Here is a 17,353-nt window from a genome sequence, read left to right as displayed (position 1 = left end):
ATACCAAAAGTCACTAAGTACGCACTTAGTGACTTTTTTTCATCTACAGACAGCATGAACAGCAAAGCGTAGCACTTTTCTCGCTTTTCTGCATGAAAAAGCAATGGTATACTAAAAATCGCCCAAGAAAACGTAAGGGGAGTTAAAGTGAGTGATAAATGATGAGTTGGTTAGATAAATTTTTTAGTGTATTTTTAGGAGAAGAAAAAAAAGAAGAAAAAGCTGAGAGGCCTGAAACAGGTCCGATTGCACCAAAGCAGCCAGCTGTTGAACAGCATAAAGAATATAAAAAAGTTGAAGATACGAAAGTGTATTATGAATATCCAAAAGGCAATTTCCGCTTTCCTCTCGTTCCAGATAAACCTGCACGTGAGGCAGCAAAGCAACAAGAAAGAAGGCGCACGCGGCCAAGTCAGCCAAAGGCAAAGCAGACGACCTATCAGCCAAAACAAACGGTGCAGCCTGATCTCAATAAAAAGCCTTTTAAACCAGAGCAAATCCCTTCACCCATCTATGGCTACCACCAGGATATTCGTCCTAAACCTGCAGCAGCCAAAGAAGACACATCTTCTGTCAAAATGAAATCGGCAGAAGAAACGTCACAGCGTGTCACACTGTTATCAGAAGAAGCAGAGCGTGAACGGAATGTAAGACAGCAAATGAACATCCCGTCTATACGAAAAGAACAACGTATGGAAGACATGATGTCAGCCCAAACAGCAGAACAAGTAGAGAAGCAACCTGTCACGACCCCGCTTACTTTGCAAGAGGAACTCGCTTATCAAGATCACGTTCAATCAACGATGGAACGTTTATATGACGAGCCTTTCAGTGAGACAGAGGATCAAGATCAAGCTTTGTCACAGACCAAAGACGATCGGGAAGCATTCTTACATATGGAGCAAGCTGAAGCATCTAACGAGCCTCTAGAGATGGAGGAAGAACAGACAGTCACCATTGAACAAGAAGAGCCGATGATTCCGCTTGAAGATGATGCTCAGAAAAAAGAGAGCTTTACATTTGAAACAGCTGAAAGCCCATCACCAGCACTCGACATGGAGATAGAAAGCCCAGTAGAAGAAACTGCGATGCTGGAAGAGAATGAAGTAGAGGCTATGGAAAAAACAACAGAGGCTGCATGGATAGAAGAAAGTCAAGCAGACGTGTCAGCGGCAGCATTTGAACAAGAAGAACCGGTGATCATACAAGATTTGCAAGATGATGATTCCCTGCCGGAAGAAAAATTAACAGATGATGAAGTCATGCCAGTTGAAGAAGCATCAGATGAATTTGCTGACTCTGGACAAGCAGAGATCGCCGCGGATATGGCAGAAGAGCTTGAGGAAATACCTGAAGAAACGCTTGAAATAAAACGTGAAGAACCAAAACGTGAAGAACCAAAACGTGAAGAACCAAAACCGTCTTCTCCACAGCCAAAGCGCTCAAGCGGTCAAACCTCCACCGTTCCTTTTAACGTCATGATGTTAAAAAGTGATCAGCGCGTGCAAGGACAGAAGAAAACGGCAGATGCACAAGGCTATGTATTTCCGAGTTTAGCTCTTCTAGACGTTCCGCCAGCACAAAAAGAAGAGGACGGAACATGGGTGAAAGAACGGGCAGAACTGCTCAATGCCACACTGAAAAATTTCAATGTCAGAGCAAGTGTTGTTCATGTGACACAAGGTCCTTCTGTTACAAGATTTGAAGTGCATCCTGAACCAGGCGTGAAAGTGAACAAAATTACAAACCTGTCAGATGATATCAAACTCAGTTTGTCTGCAAAAGATATTCGAATCGAAGCGCCAATTCCTGGGAAGAACACGATTGGAATCGAAGTGCCGAACCTTCACAGTAAAATGGTTTTCTTAAGAGAAATGATCAGAAGCAGTGCCTTCAGAGACAATCCATCTCCATTAACGGCGGCACTCGGATTGGATATTTCCGGTCAGCCCGTTGTGGTTGATTTGCAAAAAATGCCGCACGGCTTAATTGCCGGAGCAACAGGTTCAGGGAAAAGTGTCTGTATTAATACCATTCTCGTAAGCCTGATGTTTAAAGCCTCACCTGATGAAGTGAAAATGCTGTTAATCGACCCTAAAATGGTTGAACTGGCGCCGTATAATCACATTCCGCATCTTGTGAGCCCAGTCATTACCGATGCCAAGACAGCGACAGCCGCCTTGAAATGGGTAGTAGATGAAATGGAAAGACGCTACGAACTGTTTGCACACTCTGGTGTGAGAGAAATCAAACGATTTAACGAACTGGTGAAAGAAAAACAAATGGGTGAAAAACTGCCATATCTCGTCGTTGTCATTGATGAGCTGGCTGATTTAATGATGGTCGCACCAAATGAAGTCGAAGAAAGCATTTGCCGAATTGCCCAAAAAGCAAGAGCATGCGGGATTCACTTACTCATTGCGACGCAAAGACCTTCTGTTGATGTCATTACAGGCCTCATTAAAGCAAACATCCCAACAAGAATTGCTTTCTCTGTTTCAAGCCAAGTGGATTCAAGAACCATCATTGATATGGCAGGTGCTGAAAAGCTTCTCGGAAAAGGAGACATGCTGTTCTTAGAAAATGGCTCTGGCAAACCGACAAGACTACAAGGGAACTTTGTATCAGATCGAGAGATTGATGAAGTGGTAGCGCATGTGAGAAAACAGCGCAAACCTGTGTTCCTTTTTGAACAGGAAGAATTGATGCTCCAAGGCTCTGCTATTACAGACGAAGATGAATTGTTTATGGACGCATGCAGGTTCGCCATCGAGCAAAATAGTGCAAGTACATCCAGTTTGCAAAGAAGATTTAGAATTGGCTACAATCGAGCAGCGAGATTGATTGATATGATGGAACGTGAAGGAATGATCTCTGGGGCAAAAGGTAGTAAGCCAAGAGAGGTCCTCATGACACTGAGTGACTTAGAACAATTGATCTAAACAAACCACTTCATTTTTTTGATAAACATGGTATGATAGCACATAGGTGCAATTTTTGAATTGGACGCTTTTCGCATGCCTGTCTGAACGCTTTTTAATGAAAATGAGCGAAAGCAGGTGTTAGAAATGGGAAAGTTGTCGGATACTAATCATAGTTAATATTGATTAGAATAGGAAGATCGGAAAAAAATCTTTATTTGGAGCTGCGATTTGTGATCAGCTAGAGACAAAAATCACAAGTTGCAAATTGAAATGAGCGTCATATACTGTAAGTCAGATAGACGTTTGTTGGAGGTACAATTATGACTGTTTATCATTTTGTTGGAATAAAAGGGACAGGTATGAGTCCACTGGCCCAAATTCTTCATGATACTGGGTATACTGTCCAAGGATCGGATATCGAAAAACATATCTTTACACAAAAAGCATTAGAAGAACGAAATATTAAAATTCTTCCATTTGACCCAGATAATATTCAGCCAGGGATGACGGTGATTGCAGGAAATGCATTCCCAGATACACACCCTGAGATTGAGCGTGCTCTTTCTGAAGGGATTCCTGTTATTCGTTATCATAAATTTCTTGGAGAATACATGGATTCATTCACAAACGTTGCAATTACTGGTGCTCATGGTAAAACATCGACAACAGGTCTGCTTGCACATGTGATGCAAGCGGCAAAACCAACTTCCTACTTAATCGGTGATGGATCTGGAATGGGGAAAGAAAACAGCGAGTATTTTGTATTTGAAGCGTGCGAATACCGCAGGCATTTCCTCAGCTACCATCCAGACTATGCGATTATGACCAATATTGATTTTGATCACCCTGATTATTTCACGGATATTGATGACGTGTTCGATGCGTTTCAAAACATGGCACTTCAAGTGAAAAAAGCCATCATCGCTTGCGGTGATGACGAGCATCTGCTCAAGATCCAAGCAAAAGTACCTGTTGTGTACTACGGATTCAATGAAGAAAATGATTTCCAAGCACGAAATGTTGTGAAAAACACAGAAGGCACGACATTTGATGTATTTGTACGTAATACGTTTTATGATACCTTCTACATTCCTGCTTACGGAAACCACAATGTCCTTAACTCATTAGCGGTCATTGCATTATGCCACTATGAGGCCATTGATGTAGAGCTCATCAAAGGTGCTTTAACGACATTTGGCGGTGTGAAACGACGCTTTAATGAAAAAGTAGTCGGTGAACAAGTCTTAATTGACGATTATGCGCACCATCCGACTGAAATTGAAGTCACGATCGAAGCAGCCCGCCAGAAGTATCCAGACCGTGATATTGTAGCAGTCTTCCAGCCGCACACTTTCACTCGTACACAGCAATTTTTAAGTGAATTTGCAGACAGTCTGAAAAAAGCGGACTATGTGTACCTTTGTGATATTTTCGGTTCAGCTCGTGAAAACATTGGGAAACTAAGCATTGAAGATTTGCGGGAAAAAATTCCGCAAGCCCAATTGATTGAAGAAGAAGAGACATCTGTGCTGAAAGCACATGAAAATGCGATCTTGGTCTTTATGGGAGCAGGAGATATTCAAAAGTATCTTCGTGCTTATGAGAAAGTCGCAGTATAATTGCCTGTCAAAAAGTGCCGATTCAATCGGCACTTTTTTATTTTGAATAAAATGTGACAAAGGGGCTAAATGTGACAAGATGTGCCGCTTTTTTTCGTTCGCTGTGGACAGGAATTGGCGAATAAGTGTAGAATTATTATTCAATCGGTCATTCTAGGCGATGTTTGAATGATACAACGAGAGGGTATTGAATTGAATATGCCCGCAGCAAAGGAGGTATCAGATGATTATTATTCTCTATTTAAGCGTTGCACTCATCGCAATCGCTTTCCTCATTCTTGTCATCTACTTGTCCAAAACATTGAAATCCTTACAGCTGACATTAAAGAATGTCGCATCAACTTTAGAAGGTCTTGAAGGACAGATGCAAGGCATCACCACAGAGACAGCACAGTTGCTACATAAGACCAATCAGCTTGCTGAAGATATTCAAGACAAATCGGCAAAACTTAACACAGTTGTGGATGCGGTGCAGGGAATTGGTGGCTCGATCAACCAATTTAATACAAGCATAAAGCAGGCAGCTGGTGCGGTTACTTCATCCGTTGAACGAAATCAAGAGAAAGTCACGGATGTGGTAAGCTGGAGTAACGCAGCACTTGAAATCTATAAAAAGTGGAAACAGCGTAAACAACAATAAACAACCATTTTCGCATAGGAGGAATAATCATGAGCAAAGACGGAATCAATAGCAAAGACTTTTTGATCGGAACACTTATCGGTGGCATTATCGGTGCAACAACGGCATTATTTTTAGCACCAAAGTCAGGGAAAGAGCTTCGCGATGATTTGAACACCCAAGCGAATGCCCTAAAAGAAAAAACAGATCGTCTTACAACAGATGCAAAGGAAAAAGGCACTGAATATGTGACGATTGCGAAAGACAAAACATCTGAGTTGTCTCAGCTCGTAGCAGAGCAGTCAAACCAGATTTTAGACAAAGTAAAAGACATAAAAGATCGTACAGCTGGAAAAGCTAAACAAGTAAAAAGCGAAGCAGAAGATGCTGCAGCAAATATTGCAAATGAAGCTTCAGATGTAGCAGATGAAGCAAAAGTAAGAGCACAAGAAGCAAAAGCAGACATTGAAGACGGCATCAAAGATGTCAAAGAAAAAGTAGAACAATCTACGAAAGGCTAACTCGCTGCTTAAGTTAGGAAGGAGCACATCATGTCTAAACAACTCATAGAAACAGAAGAACAGTTTGACCAACTAACAAATCAAGACGGAACCTTTGTCTTTTTTAAGCACAGTTTGACATGTCCAATCAGCCAAGCTGCTTTTCAAGAGTTTGAAGCGTTTGCGTCAGAACATGAGGATGTTCCTGCTTATTTCTTGCAAATTCAAAACACAAGAGAGCTTTCATCCTATGTGACTGAAAAGTCAGGGATCAAGCACGAAAGCCCGCAGGCACTCATCTTTAGCGGTGGCAAAGTAAAGTGGCATGCTTCTCACTCAAGCATTACAAAAGAAGCGCTTGAACATAACATGTAGAAAAACGTCAGCGATTGCTGACGTTCAAGATTGTTGACAAAGGGCTAAAATGTACTTTATTTTAGCCCTTTGTCTTCTTTTCAGCGTGATAGAAAACCTTTGCAGTCTAGGAAGGACGAGCACTGGCACGGAGCGAATTTGTCATTCGTGAGTACCAGCGCGCAGGACTGACAAAGAATGCGAGGGTTTGTCTACCCGCTGAAACGTCAGCGATTGCTGACGTTTTTTTTATAAAAAAGGTTTACTTGCATCAAAAGTATGCTATAATCTTACACATAATACTTTATCGCTTAAAAGCGTTTGGGTAATAAAGAATTTTTTCGTGACAATTCCGAAATCTTTGTTTATAATAAACCCTATTATAAGAGATCAAAAATAAAAAGCGAGAGCGGGCAGAGGAAAGGATGACAAAAATGAGCAACAATGAATTGGAACAATTGAGACAGCAAGCAGATGAACTAAATCTTCAAATCTTAAAACTGATCAATGAAAGAGGAAACATTGTAAAAGAAATTGGAAAGGCAAAAGAAGCGCAAGGTGTCAACCGTTATGACCCTGTCAGAGAGCGCACAATGCTTAATCAAATTCTTGAAGAAAATGATGGCCCATTTGAAAATTCAACGATTCAACATATTTTCAAAGAAATTTTCAAAGCAGGTTTAGAGCTTCAAGAAGATGACCACAGCAAAGCACTTCTTGTTTCTCGTAAGAAAAAACCTGAAAATACAATTGTAAATATCAATGGAGAAGCGATCGGTGACGGAAAACAACGTTTCATCGTTGGACCATGTGCCGTTGAAAGCTACGAGCAAGTTGCAGAAGTAGCGGCAGCAGCGAAACAGCAGGGACTAAAACTTCTTCGTGGCGGCGCATTTAAGCCTCGCACAAGTCCATACGACTTCCAAGGACTTGGCGTAGACGGTCTAAAAATTCTAAAACGTGTAGCAGATGAATACGGTCTTGCAGTTATTAGTGAAATCGTGAATCCTGCTCATATTGAAGAAGCGATTGAGCATATCGATGTCATCCAAATTGGAGCACGTAACATGCAGAACTTCGAGCTTTTAAAAGAAGCTGGATCAGTGAACAAACCAGTTCTTTTAAAACGCGGTCTAGCAGCAACAATTTCAGAATTCATCAATGCAGCTGAATACATCATCGCACAAGGAAATGACCAAATCATCCTTTGCGAGCGAGGCATCCGCACATACGAAACAGCCACAAGAAATACACTAGATATCTCGGCTGTGCCAATCTTGAAACAAGAGACACATTTACCAGTCTTTGTTGACGTGACACACTCAACAGGACGAAGAGATCTACTTCTTCCAACAGCTAAAGCAGCTCTTGCGATTGGAGCAGACGGTGTGATGGCAGAAGTGCATCCAGATCCATCTGTTGCCCTATCTGATTCAGCGCAGCAAATGGACATTCCACAATTCGAAAAATGGTTAGATGCATTAAGACCACTTGTCAACATTCATGCGTAATCATAAATAGAAAAGCCGCCGGATGACAGCCCGGCGGTTTTTTCATGAAAAAATACGATTAAGATTGGCAATGAAAGGAAGAGAGCACATTGCAAGCTAAAAATATGCTTGTTCACAATGTTTTCATTTTTAAAATTCGATAGAATCTGCTAAGATCATTGTCATAGCTGACGTTCGCGACGATTTTTGGTGAAATATGATTCAATTTACAGGTAACAAGCTCATTAAAGTTTGTTTAATTTAGTTATAAAAAGAAAGGGAACGTTTTCATATGAAGAAAAAACGTGTATAATTTCATAAAAGAATGTCATTTTGATGTAGATTGAAAAATTATGTGTCTCTTTTCATCGTTTTAATGACAAATAGGATATTATTTTCCTCGTATCTGACATGTCTCTATCCAATTGGTGAATGCTATAGATATGAAGTGTATTTGAAGGAGTGATTTATGTGAATAATGTTACAATATATGATGTAGCAAGAGAAGCAAACGTAAGTATGGCAACGGTATCACGCGTTGTTAATGGTAATCCAAACGTAAAACCAACAACAAGAAAAAAGGTGCTTGAAGCAATTGATCGTCTCGGCTACCGTCCGAACGCAGTCGCACGAGGCCTTGCAAGTAAAAAGACCACAACAGTTGGGGTTATTATCCCTGATATTTCAAGTATCTTCTATTCAGAGCTTGCACGAGGAATTGAAGATATTGCGACGATGTACAAGTACAACATTATTTTGAGCAACTCAGACCAAAATACTGATAAAGAACTTCATTTGTTAAACACAATGCTTGGCAAACAAGTAGATGGAATCGTTTTTATGGGCGGAAACATTACAGATGTGCATGTGGAAGAATTTAAGCGCTCTCCTGTACCAATTGTACTTGCTGCATCTGTTGAAGAGCAGGCACAAACACCATCAGTCAACATTAACTATGAACAAGCCATTTATGATTCAGTTCAGCTATTAGTTGAAAAAGGACATAAACGAATTGCGTTTGTATCTGGACCAATGTCAGAACCAATTAACTCTATGAGAAAGCTTGCTGGTTATAAGCGTGCGCTTGAAGAAGCTGGTATCGCGTTTGACGAAGCGCTTGTTGCTGAAGGAGACTACTCATATGACTCTGGTATTGAAGCGCTCGCTAATCTGCTTGAGCAATCTGACAAGCCGACGGCTGTGATTGCAGCTACTGACGAAATGGCGCTAGGTGTCATTCATGGAGCGCAGGACAGAGGCGTATCAATTCCTGAAGATTTAGAAGTGATTGGCTTTGATAACACAAGACTATCCCTCATGGTGCGCCCTCAATTGACAACAGTTGTTCAGCCGACTTACGATATTGGCGCTGTTGCGATGAGACTGCTGACAAAGCTCATGAACAAAGAACAAGTAGAAGATCAAATTGTTGAATTGCCACATAGAATCGAAGAAAGACAATCGACGAAATAAAAAAGAAAGCAGGCTCACTTGATCAGTGGACGCCTGCTTTTTTTATGCCTTTTTCTTTTCTCGTCGAACAGGCATGAGTGCTTTTTCTACCGTTTGTGCATTTTTTTCTGTAATTTCTGCTCTTCTTGGAATCGGTGGATATAGATCGTCAGGATCTAGCCATGTGGATGGAAGCGGAACAGGCGATTGTTTTTCCCATGCCCGAATCCATTCCTGAGGAAGTGCATCTGGTGGTGTGATGCCTTTCATCTCAAGCCAAATGCGGCTCCATGCTCTTGGAACGACACGCCAAATATCATAGCCGCCTCCGCCCACAGCGATCCATTTTCCATCACAATATTGATGCGCCAGCTCATGGGCAATTCTAGGAATTTCCTCATATATTTTCATGGTAGCAGATAAATGCGTCAAAGGGTCATAATAGTGGGCATCTGCTCCATTTTGCGTCAAAATGACATCTGGTTTAAAAAAAGCAGCAATCTCTGTCACTGCTGTTCGATAGGCTTCTAAAAATGATTCGTCTTCTGTAAATGCGTCAAGCGGGATATTATATGCATAGCCATAGCCTTTATCATGACCCCTTTCCTGTACTTGTCCAGTTCCAGGGAACAAATAGCGCCCTGTTTCATGAATAGAAACAGTACATACCTCTGGATCATCATAGAAGCTAAACTGGACACCATCGCCATGATGAGCATCTGTATCAATATATAAAATTCTAGCGCCATATGTCTTTTGAATATACTGAATGGCCACAGAGCTGTCATTATAAATACAAAAGCCAGAGGCACGTCCTTTAAATCCATGATGAAGCCCGCCGCCAAGATTGAGCGCATGCTGCGAATGTCCAAGCATCACTTGATCAACCGCTGTTAATGTCCCGCCAACTAGGAGAGAAGCTGCCTCGTGCATCCCTGCAAACATCGGGGTGTCCTCAGTGCCAAGACCATAACGTTCCCCCTCTGCGGTGGACAGTTTTCCTTCACTTGCCCGCTGTACTGCTTGAATGTAGTCTGCTGTATGGACAAGCTTTAACTCCTCCAGCGTCGCCATACGAGGTGCGACAATCTCATCATCCGTTAACGCCTTCATTTTTTGAAGAAGATCATAAGTTAAGTAGACGCGAAGCTGATTGAAGGGATGATCTTGGTGAAACTGGTACGTTTGAAAAGATGGTGAAAAAACAAAGGTCGCTTCCTTCATTTGATCGTCTGCTCCATAGGCCAGAGCACTTTATAGCCTTTTGCACGAATCAGCTTCATCACATGATCTGCATGCATCGTTTGAAGGCGGAAGACGAGCACTTTAGAGGCTTCATTGGCATGTGGGTACACGAGTACACTCAGCATTTGAATATGCTGCTCTTTTAAAATGGCCGTAATGTCTGCAAGACCCTCTGTCACTTGCGCTACTTCAACCTCTAAATGTGATCCAGGCTGATCTGCACCTGTTAGTCTTACAAACGTACGAAGTAAATCTGTTTTTGTGATGATCCCTACAAGCTTGCCGCGTCTTACAACGGGAAGACAGCCAATTCCGTGTTCAAAAAAGACACTTGAAATCTCCTCAACGAAATCAAGCGGATGAGCGGTAATCGTCTCTAGCACCATGATGTCTTCAACCGGCCGCTGAATAAAAAGCTGCCTTTTCTCTGTTTCAAAAATACTTGGACTGGCATTTTTAATATCCCGATCTGTCACCATCCCAATGACAGATCCCTGCTCAGATACGATGGGAATATGCCGAATGTGATGTGCACTCATTTTTTGTATGGCTTCTTCAATCGTATCGGTTTTTCGCAGCGTGATCACATCACGCTCCATAATTTGTTCAATCATCATGTTTACCAATCCCCTTTGCCAAAAAAACGAATTGAACGTTAATACATAAAGCGCTGATGGAAGCGAAGACGATCAAAACGCTCGATTGAATCTGGACTCACATGTTTTCCGATCCGTGCCATTAAACAATTGGCTGGATGTGAGCTGATCTCTGGCTCATCTGTTGCAAACCAGACCAGACCACCGGCGTTCATCATTTTCTCCATCATTTTGCGGTACTCCCACACGTTTTTCTTCGTCCCTTTTAAATCCCAATGCCAGTAATATTCGGTTGTAATGATAATGTAATTCTCCATTTGCTCATCCATCATGCTCACATCCAGTAAATGCTTGCCAAGTGAGCAGCCTCTGAATGGAGGAGCGACTTCAATGGCACCGAGCTCAATTAAATTGTCCATGTTGCCTTCTGACCAGCGTTCAAGCGGATCAGGGTACAAATACGTGACATAGCCTACGACAAGCTCATCCACCCTAGCAATGATAATACGTCCTTCAGGAAGATCTGCTATTTCAACAAGTGCTTGTTTCTGTTCCTCAGGCGTGCGAAATGCCGTTAGTCCTTCATGAAACGTATAGTTCGCCAGCTCTGATGCAGGTACCGGTCCTTCAATCAGGATGGTGCCTGTTTCTCTCGTAATTGTTTTTGAATAATAAGTTTTAGGATGCTCCACGTATCCACCGCCTCAAATTCTAGTGAGTCGTCTCTATTTTATCTTAAATCTGACAATAATTAAAACGGTTTCATCAGAAGTTTTTTAAAAATTGAGAAAAAAAGTCATCTATACTATAATGGTCATTGTAAACGTATGCAAAGGGGGACTGTTTGATGAAAGTGGAAACGCTACCATCAGTAAAAGGGGACTATCATTTAAATGATTATGAGCAAGCATACAAAGAATTTTCATGGGAGGAAGCGAGAAAAAATTTCTCTTGGTATGAAACAGGAAAAGTAAATGCAGCTTATGAAGCGATTGACAGACATGCGGACTCGTTTCGTAAAAACAAGGTGGCGCTTCACTACAAAGATTCACAGCGGGATGAAAAGTATACGTTCAGGGATATGAAAATCAAGACAAACAAAGCAGGAAATCTATTAAGAGAACAGGCACATGTGCAAAAAGGGGATCGCGTGTTTATCTTTATGCCAAGATCACCTGAGCTCTATTTTCTACTGCTTGGTGCTGTCAAAATTGGTGCGATCGTCGGTCCGTTATTTGAGGCATTTATGGAAGGTGCCGTCAAAGATCGTTTAGAAAATAGTGAGGCAAAAGTGATTGTGACAACGCCTGATCTGCTTGAGCGGATTCCGTTTGCAGAACTTCCAAAGCTTGAATCCGTCATCATTGTCGGTGGTGAAAAAGAGGATGCAGGTGGTGTGCGGACGATTCACTTTGAAGAAGCATTTGAGCAGTCAGCGAAGGAACTTGAAATCGAGTGGATGGATGAAAAAGATGGATACCTGCTTCATTACACGTCAGGGTCCACTGGTACGCCAAAAGGTGTGCTCCATGTTCATGGCGCAATGGTGCAGCAAGGCCAGACGGGTAAATGGGTACTTGATTTGAAAGAAGAAGATGTCTACTGGTGCACAGCTGATCCAGGCTGGGTAACAGGGACGGTGTACGGTATTTTTTCTCCGTGGCTGAATGGAGCGACGAATGTCATTTTAGGCGGCAGGTTCAATCCTGATACGTGGTACGAAACCATTGAATCGCTTGGTGTGACCGTTTGGTACAGTGCACCGACAGCCTTCAGAATGCTGATGGGAGCAGGAGACGATCTCATTCAAAAATATGATCTCAGCTCACTCCGTCATGTGTTAAGTGTAGGAGAGCCGCTTAATCCAGAAGTGATCCGCTGGGGAGACGCTGTATTCGGTAAACGAATTCATGACACTTGGTGGATGACGGAAACCGGTGCACAGCTGATTTGTAACTATCCATGCATGGATATCAAACCAGGTTCAATGGGGAAACCAATTCCAGGCGTTGAAGCTGCGATTGTAGATAATGCCGGAAATGAACTTCCGCCATACCGGATGGGGAACCTTGCCATCAAAAAGGGCTGGCCGTCTATGATGCATACGATCTGGAACAATCCTGAAAAATATGAATCTTACTTTATGCCGGGAGATTGGTATGTTTCAGGAGATTCAGCTTATATGGATGAAGATGGATACTTCTGGTTCCAGGGACGTGTCGACGATGTCATTATGACGTCAGGAGAGCGGGTCGGTCCATTTGAGGTAGAAAGTAAACTGGTGGAACATCCGGCCATTGCAGAGGCTGGTGTCATCGGAAAACCAGATCCTGTGCGCGGTGAAATTATTAAAGCATTTATAGCGCTTAGAAGCGGATACGAACCGACAGATGAGCTGAAAGAAGAGATTCGTACGTTTGTGAAAAAAGGACTCGCTGCACATGCAGCACCGAGAGAAATTGAGTTTAAAGACAAACTGCCAAAAACACGAAGCGGTAAAATTATGAGACGTGTGCTAAAAGCGTGGGAACTGAATTTACCTGCTGGCGATCTCTCGACAATGGAAGATTAATCGCTTCCGTCAGTTGACTTGATATCAAAAGTATGTTAAAAATGACTTTAGTTGAATATGAAAAGGTTTTGACTGAGATTCAGTAGAATCATCTTTCCCTGTCCAAGAGAGCTGACGGCTGGTGCGAGTCAGTACAAAGAGATATTCGAATTACCCTCACGAACCGCTTTTACGAAAAGGAGCATATGCTATCTGATTAGTGAAAGAACGGATCTGTCCGTTATCAGTGTAAGTGAAAAGACGTGTTGTTTTGTCTTTTAAGCAGGGTGGTACCGCGATATATATCGTCCCTTCGTTCATTCGAAGGGGCGTTTTTTATGTTGAATTGTAAAAAAAGGAGATTTGGATATGAGTCAATTGATGGAAGATTTATCGTTCAGAGGATTAATTCAGCAGCAAACAGATGAAGAAGGTTTAACAAAATTATTAGCAGAAGAAAAAATCAAGCTATACTCCGGCTTTGATCCAACAGCTGACAGCTTGCACATTGGTCACTTACTCCCAATTTTAACATTGCGCAGATTCCAAGAAGCAGGTCATCATCCGATTGCACTTGTTGGCGGCGCAACTGGACTGATTGGTGACCCAAGTTTCAAAAAAGCAGAACGTTCACTAAACCCAGCAGAAATCGTCGAACAGTGGTCAGAGAAAATCAAAGGCCAGCTCTCTCAATTCCTTGATTTTGAAGCAGGTGACAACCCAGCTGTTATCGTCAATAACTATGACTGGATCAGTCAAATGAATGTCATCACGTTCCTTCGTGATATTGGAAAGAACTTCGGTGTCAACTTCATGCTCGCAAAAGATATCGTCAGCTCCCGTATTGAAACAGGGATTTCGTACACAGAATTCAGCTACGTGATTCTGCAATCGTTAGACTTCTTGAACCTTTATAGAAATGAAAACTGTAAGCTGCAAATCGGCGGAAGTGACCAGTGGGGAAATATCACATCTGGACTTGAGTTGATCCGTAAGTCTGAAGCAGAAGGCGCAAAAGCATTCGGTCTCACCATGCCGCTTGTGACAAAAGCAGACGGCACGAAGTTTGGGAAAACAGAAGGCGGTGCCATCTGGTTAGATAAAGAAAAAACATCACCATATGAATTCTACCAATTCTGGATCAACACAGATGACCGTGATGTCGTGAAATACTTAAAATACTTTACGTTCCTATCAAAAGAAGAGATCGCATCGTACGAAGAAAAAGTGCAAACAGCCCCTGAAAAACGTGAAGCACAGCGCCGTTTGGCAGAAGAAGTCACAACACTTGTGCATGGCCGTGAATCACTAGAACAGGCTGTCAACATCTCAAATGCGCTATTTAAAGGTGAGATTAAATCTCTTACAGCAGAAGAAGTGAAAGTAGGCTTTAAAGATGTGCCATCAATGGAGAAAGACAGTGCAGAAGAATTAACACTTGTTGATGTTCTTGTCGAATCAAAACTGTCTCCATCAAAACGTCAAGCACGTGAAGATATCACAAACGGTGCCGTCTACATCAACGGAGAGAGACAAACCGACAAAGACTACGTTCTTTCAGCTGAAGATAGAATTGAAAACCAATTTACCGTCTTAAGAAGAGGGAAAAAGAAATATTTCCTTGTGACGTATAAATAAATCCTTATGAAACAGTAAGTATCATGAAAAGCACCTCAAATGTTCATATACATTGAGGTGCTTTTCTTTTTATTCAGAAGTAGGAATTAAGCTTTTACAGAGCGGTTTTCTCTCATTTGTCTGTTTCTTATTCAAGAAGTGAATCTTCGTTTGTATAAGCATGTTCTACCTTACAAATTCGAGTTGTATAGGATTCATACCAATCTTTTTTTCCTTTTTTTTGAACACGCTGATGTGCTGTATGTGCTTTCCATTCTTTGATGGCTGCTAATGAATCCCAGTAAGAGACAGTGATTCCAACACCATGTTCATCTCGTGCACTTTCTATTCCAAGAAACCCGTCTAGTTCTTTCGCTAATTGTTCCATTTTTTGAGCAGCCACGGCGTATTCTTTCTGCTCAACATTCGTTCGTTTTGATGTGAAAATCACGGCATAATAGGGTAGTGCAGGTGTTTGAGTAAACAGCATCTAGCAGAACCTCCTTTGTCTATTGATATTATATATGAAAGAAAGAAGGTCTCGTAGTCTTTTTGTTTTAATTTAAAAAAGTCCAAGGTGCTTTATGATTATTTATATTTCTGTAAAATCATCTCATAAACATTACCTTGTTCACTTTTCTGACATATTTTTCTTGTATAAAATAGAGTCGAATAAGATGAATAAGGGGGAATGAAAGTGATTCGATTTAAGAAAAAGAGTTTGCAAATTCTTGTTGCCCTTGCCTTAGTGCTAGGTTCAATAGCCTTCATCCAGCCGAAAGAAGCCAAAGCGGCTGAGCATAATCCGGTTGTAATGGTACACGGCATGGGCGGTGCATCTTATAACTTTGCTTCAATCAAACGTTACTTGGTATCACAGGGATGGGATCAAAACCAACTTTTTGCAATCGATTTCATAGACAAAACAGGCAATAACCTGAACAATGGCCCGAGGCTCTCTAGATTCGTCAAAGATGTACTAGCCAAAACGGGCGCCAAAAAAGTAGATATTGTGGCTCATAGTATGGGCGGTGCGAACACGTTATACTATATTAAGAACCTAGACGGCGGAGATAAAATTGAAAACGTCGTCACACTTGGTGGAGCGAACGGACTCGTTTCACTCAGAGCATTACCAGGCACCGATCCAAATCAAAAAATTCTTTACACATCTGTCTATAGCTCAGCCGATCTCATCGTCGTCAACAGCCTCTCTCGCTTAATTGGCGCAAGAAACGTCCTGATCCACGGTGTTGGACATATCGGTCTATTAACCTCAAGCCAAGTCAAAGGCTATGTGAAAGAAGGATTGAATGGCGGAGGACAGAATACGAATTAAAAAATCAAAAAGACAGCGATTTGTGCTGTCTTTTTTGATGTCATGGTTATATGGGTGCTGCTAGGTGTTGAAGAAGATTTTTAGGAGGATAAAAGATGACGCAAAAACTCAAATATGCTTTCTTGGGCTACTTTCTCTATTTCCCATGTTCATTTCTGATCATCTATATGATCTGGATGGCAATCGTCAAATCAGTGCAATGGGCAGAAGTCATATCTAATTGTACATCCATCATTGGTATCTATTACTTAATAGCCAGTGTGTGGTTTGTCTTTTTACTGCAAAAACAGACAAAACATCGTACATAGCCAAATAAAAACATGTACAAATCAACCGCCATTCCTTACACTACATATAATGAGCGAGAATCTTCGGAGGTGGGTATTTGTGCAACATCATCAAAAGGCTTTGATTATGGTTGATGTACAGAAAGCATTCGAGCACGAAAAATGGGGAGAACGGAATAACCTAGATGCAGAGAAGAACATCAGTCGTCTATTGACGTTTTGGAGAGAAAAAGGATGGACAGTCATTCATATTCAGCATACATCGGATCAGCCGCACTCCTTATTTCATCCAGCAAATGAAGGGCACTCCTTCAAAGGGATCGCTAAACCGCTAGATGAAGAAACGGTCATACAAAAGAAAGTCAACAGCAGCTTTATAGGTACAAACTTAGAGGAACAACTAAGATCAAACGAGATCGACACTGTTGTGATTGCTGGACTTACAACACCGCACTGCGTATCTACCACAACAAGAATGAGTGGAAACCTAGGCTTTGAGACATACCTCATGTCGGATGCAACAGCCGCCTTTGGACTCGCAGATCAAACCGGTACATACTATGATCCAGAAACGATCCATCGCCTTTCACTTGCAACACTGCATGATGAATTTGCGACTATCCTGACAACAGAGCAGCTCATCACAAATTGGGCAAGCAAAAGCTCCTAGAATCATCTCTAGGAGCTTTTTGCTTGTTCATCCAGTGGCTGTTTTCGTTGTTCAATACTTGAGTAGATGAGATCTATTCCAATAAATAAG

At 41.8% G+C, this 17,353-nt stretch carries 16 protein-coding genes and 1 other annotated feature; of the genes, 12 read left to right on the top strand and 4 right to left on the bottom strand.

Annotated features, from left to right (window positions below; all coding sequences use genetic code 11):
• The first annotated feature begins 158 nt into the window (after positions 1-158).
• The 7 genes from V7L95_RS01555 (at position 159) to ccpA (ending at position 8,979) form a co-directional block, all read left to right on the top strand.
• On the top strand, positions 159-2,942 hold the full coding sequence (locus V7L95_RS01555; protein ID WP_340967846.1) for a DNA translocase FtsK: 2,784 nt from the start codon (positions 159-161) through the stop codon (positions 2,940-2,942).
• Between the two features lie 302 nt (positions 2,943-3,244).
• Positions 3,245-4,543, top strand: coding sequence for a UDP-N-acetylmuramate--L-alanine ligase (murC, locus tag V7L95_RS01550; RefSeq protein WP_008343047.1), 1,299 nt, complete (start codon positions 3,245-3,247; stop codon positions 4,541-4,543).
• Between the two features lie 223 nt (positions 4,544-4,766).
• Complete coding sequence (locus V7L95_RS01545) at positions 4,767-5,183, top strand: DUF948 domain-containing protein (protein ID WP_008343048.1); 417 nt, start codon at positions 4,767-4,769, stop codon at positions 5,181-5,183.
• A 29-nt stretch (positions 5,184-5,212) separates the two neighbouring features.
• The gene (locus tag V7L95_RS01540) at positions 5,213-5,683 is read left to right on the top strand and encodes a YtxH domain-containing protein (RefSeq protein ID WP_007501807.1); all 471 of its coding nucleotides are present in this window, start codon (positions 5,213-5,215) and stop codon (positions 5,681-5,683) included.
• A gap of 30 nt (positions 5,684-5,713) precedes the next feature.
• A complete protein-coding gene (gene ytxJ / locus V7L95_RS01535; RefSeq protein ID WP_007501805.1) occupies positions 5,714-6,037 on the top strand; it encodes a bacillithiol system redox-active protein YtxJ in 324 nt (107 codons plus the stop codon).
• Between the two features lie 413 nt (positions 6,038-6,450).
• Positions 6,451-7,527 carry a bifunctional 3-deoxy-7-phosphoheptulonate synthase/chorismate mutase gene (locus tag V7L95_RS01530; protein ID WP_017358315.1) on the top strand — a complete coding sequence of 359 codons (1,077 nt, stop codon included), beginning with the start codon at positions 6,451-6,453 and terminating at the stop codon, positions 7,525-7,527.
• A gap of 450 nt (positions 7,528-7,977) precedes the next feature.
• Positions 7,978-8,979, top strand: coding sequence for a catabolite control protein A (ccpA, locus tag V7L95_RS01525; protein WP_008343056.1), 1,002 nt, complete (start codon positions 7,978-7,980; stop codon positions 8,977-8,979).
• A 42-nt stretch (positions 8,980-9,021) separates the two neighbouring features.
• Here ccpA and V7L95_RS01520 read toward each other — a convergent pair whose 3' ends face one another.
• Genes V7L95_RS01520 through V7L95_RS01510 form a run of 3 tightly spaced genes read right to left on the bottom strand, consistent with a single transcriptional unit; the run spans position 9,022 to position 11,491 of the window.
• Entirely contained in the window at positions 9,022-10,182 is a 1,161-nt protein-coding gene (locus V7L95_RS01520) for an acetoin utilization protein AcuC (RefSeq protein ID WP_024718705.1), read from the bottom strand.
• Complete coding sequence (locus V7L95_RS01515; RefSeq protein ID WP_041092583.1) at positions 10,179-10,820, bottom strand: CBS and ACT domain-containing protein; 642 nt, start codon at positions 10,818-10,820, stop codon at positions 10,179-10,181. Before V7L95_RS01515 ends, V7L95_RS01520 begins: the two co-directional genes overlap by 4 nt.
• 38 nt (positions 10,821-10,858) lie before the next feature.
• Positions 10,859-11,491 carry a GNAT family N-acetyltransferase gene (locus V7L95_RS01510; protein WP_113767067.1) on the bottom strand — a complete coding sequence of 211 codons (633 nt, stop codon included), beginning with the start codon at positions 11,489-11,491 and terminating at the stop codon, positions 10,859-10,861.
• Between the two features lie 155 nt (positions 11,492-11,646).
• Between V7L95_RS01510 and acsA the strand changes: the two genes are divergently transcribed.
• Positions 11,647-13,371: an acetate--CoA ligase gene (gene acsA, locus V7L95_RS01505; RefSeq protein ID WP_163116461.1), complete on the top strand. Its 1,725-nt coding sequence runs from the start codon at positions 11,647-11,649 to the stop codon at positions 13,369-13,371.
• 59 nt (positions 13,372-13,430) lie between these two features.
• Positions 13,431-13,666 (top strand) — a binding site (T-box leader).
• A gap of 53 nt (positions 13,667-13,719) precedes the next feature.
• Positions 13,720-14,988, top strand: coding sequence for a tyrosine--tRNA ligase (gene tyrS / locus V7L95_RS01500; protein ID WP_039964123.1), 1,269 nt, complete (start codon positions 13,720-13,722; stop codon positions 14,986-14,988).
• Between the two features lie 127 nt (positions 14,989-15,115).
• Here the strand turns inward: tyrS and V7L95_RS01495 are convergent, their stop codons facing one another.
• Entirely contained in the window at positions 15,116-15,457 is a 342-nt protein-coding gene (locus tag V7L95_RS01495; protein ID WP_008343068.1) for an antibiotic biosynthesis monooxygenase, read from the bottom strand.
• A 201-nt stretch (positions 15,458-15,658) separates the two neighbouring features.
• Between V7L95_RS01495 and V7L95_RS01490 the strand changes: the two genes are divergently transcribed.
• The 3 genes from V7L95_RS01490 (at position 15,659) to V7L95_RS01480 (ending at position 17,263) form a co-directional block, all read left to right on the top strand.
• A complete protein-coding gene (locus V7L95_RS01490) occupies positions 15,659-16,306 on the top strand; it encodes a triacylglycerol lipase (protein WP_041092577.1) in 648 nt (215 codons plus the stop codon).
• A 95-nt stretch (positions 16,307-16,401) separates the two neighbouring features.
• Positions 16,402-16,614, top strand: a complete 213-nt coding sequence (locus V7L95_RS01485) for a hypothetical protein (protein WP_039170275.1) — start codon at positions 16,402-16,404, stop codon at positions 16,612-16,614.
• 49 nt (positions 16,615-16,663) lie between these two features.
• The gene (locus V7L95_RS01480; protein ID WP_340967840.1) at positions 16,664-17,263 is read left to right on the top strand and encodes a cysteine hydrolase family protein; all 600 of its coding nucleotides are present in this window, start codon (positions 16,664-16,666) and stop codon (positions 17,261-17,263) included.
• The last annotated feature ends 90 nt before the right edge of the window (positions 17,264-17,353 follow it).

The sequence above is a fragment of the Bacillus sp. PPSBB_11 genome, assembly GCF_038023285.1.
Classification (GTDB): Bacteria; Bacillota; Bacilli; order Bacillales; family Bacillaceae; genus Bacillus; species Bacillus altitudinis.
This window is presented reverse-complemented; position numbering and strand designations above follow the sequence as displayed.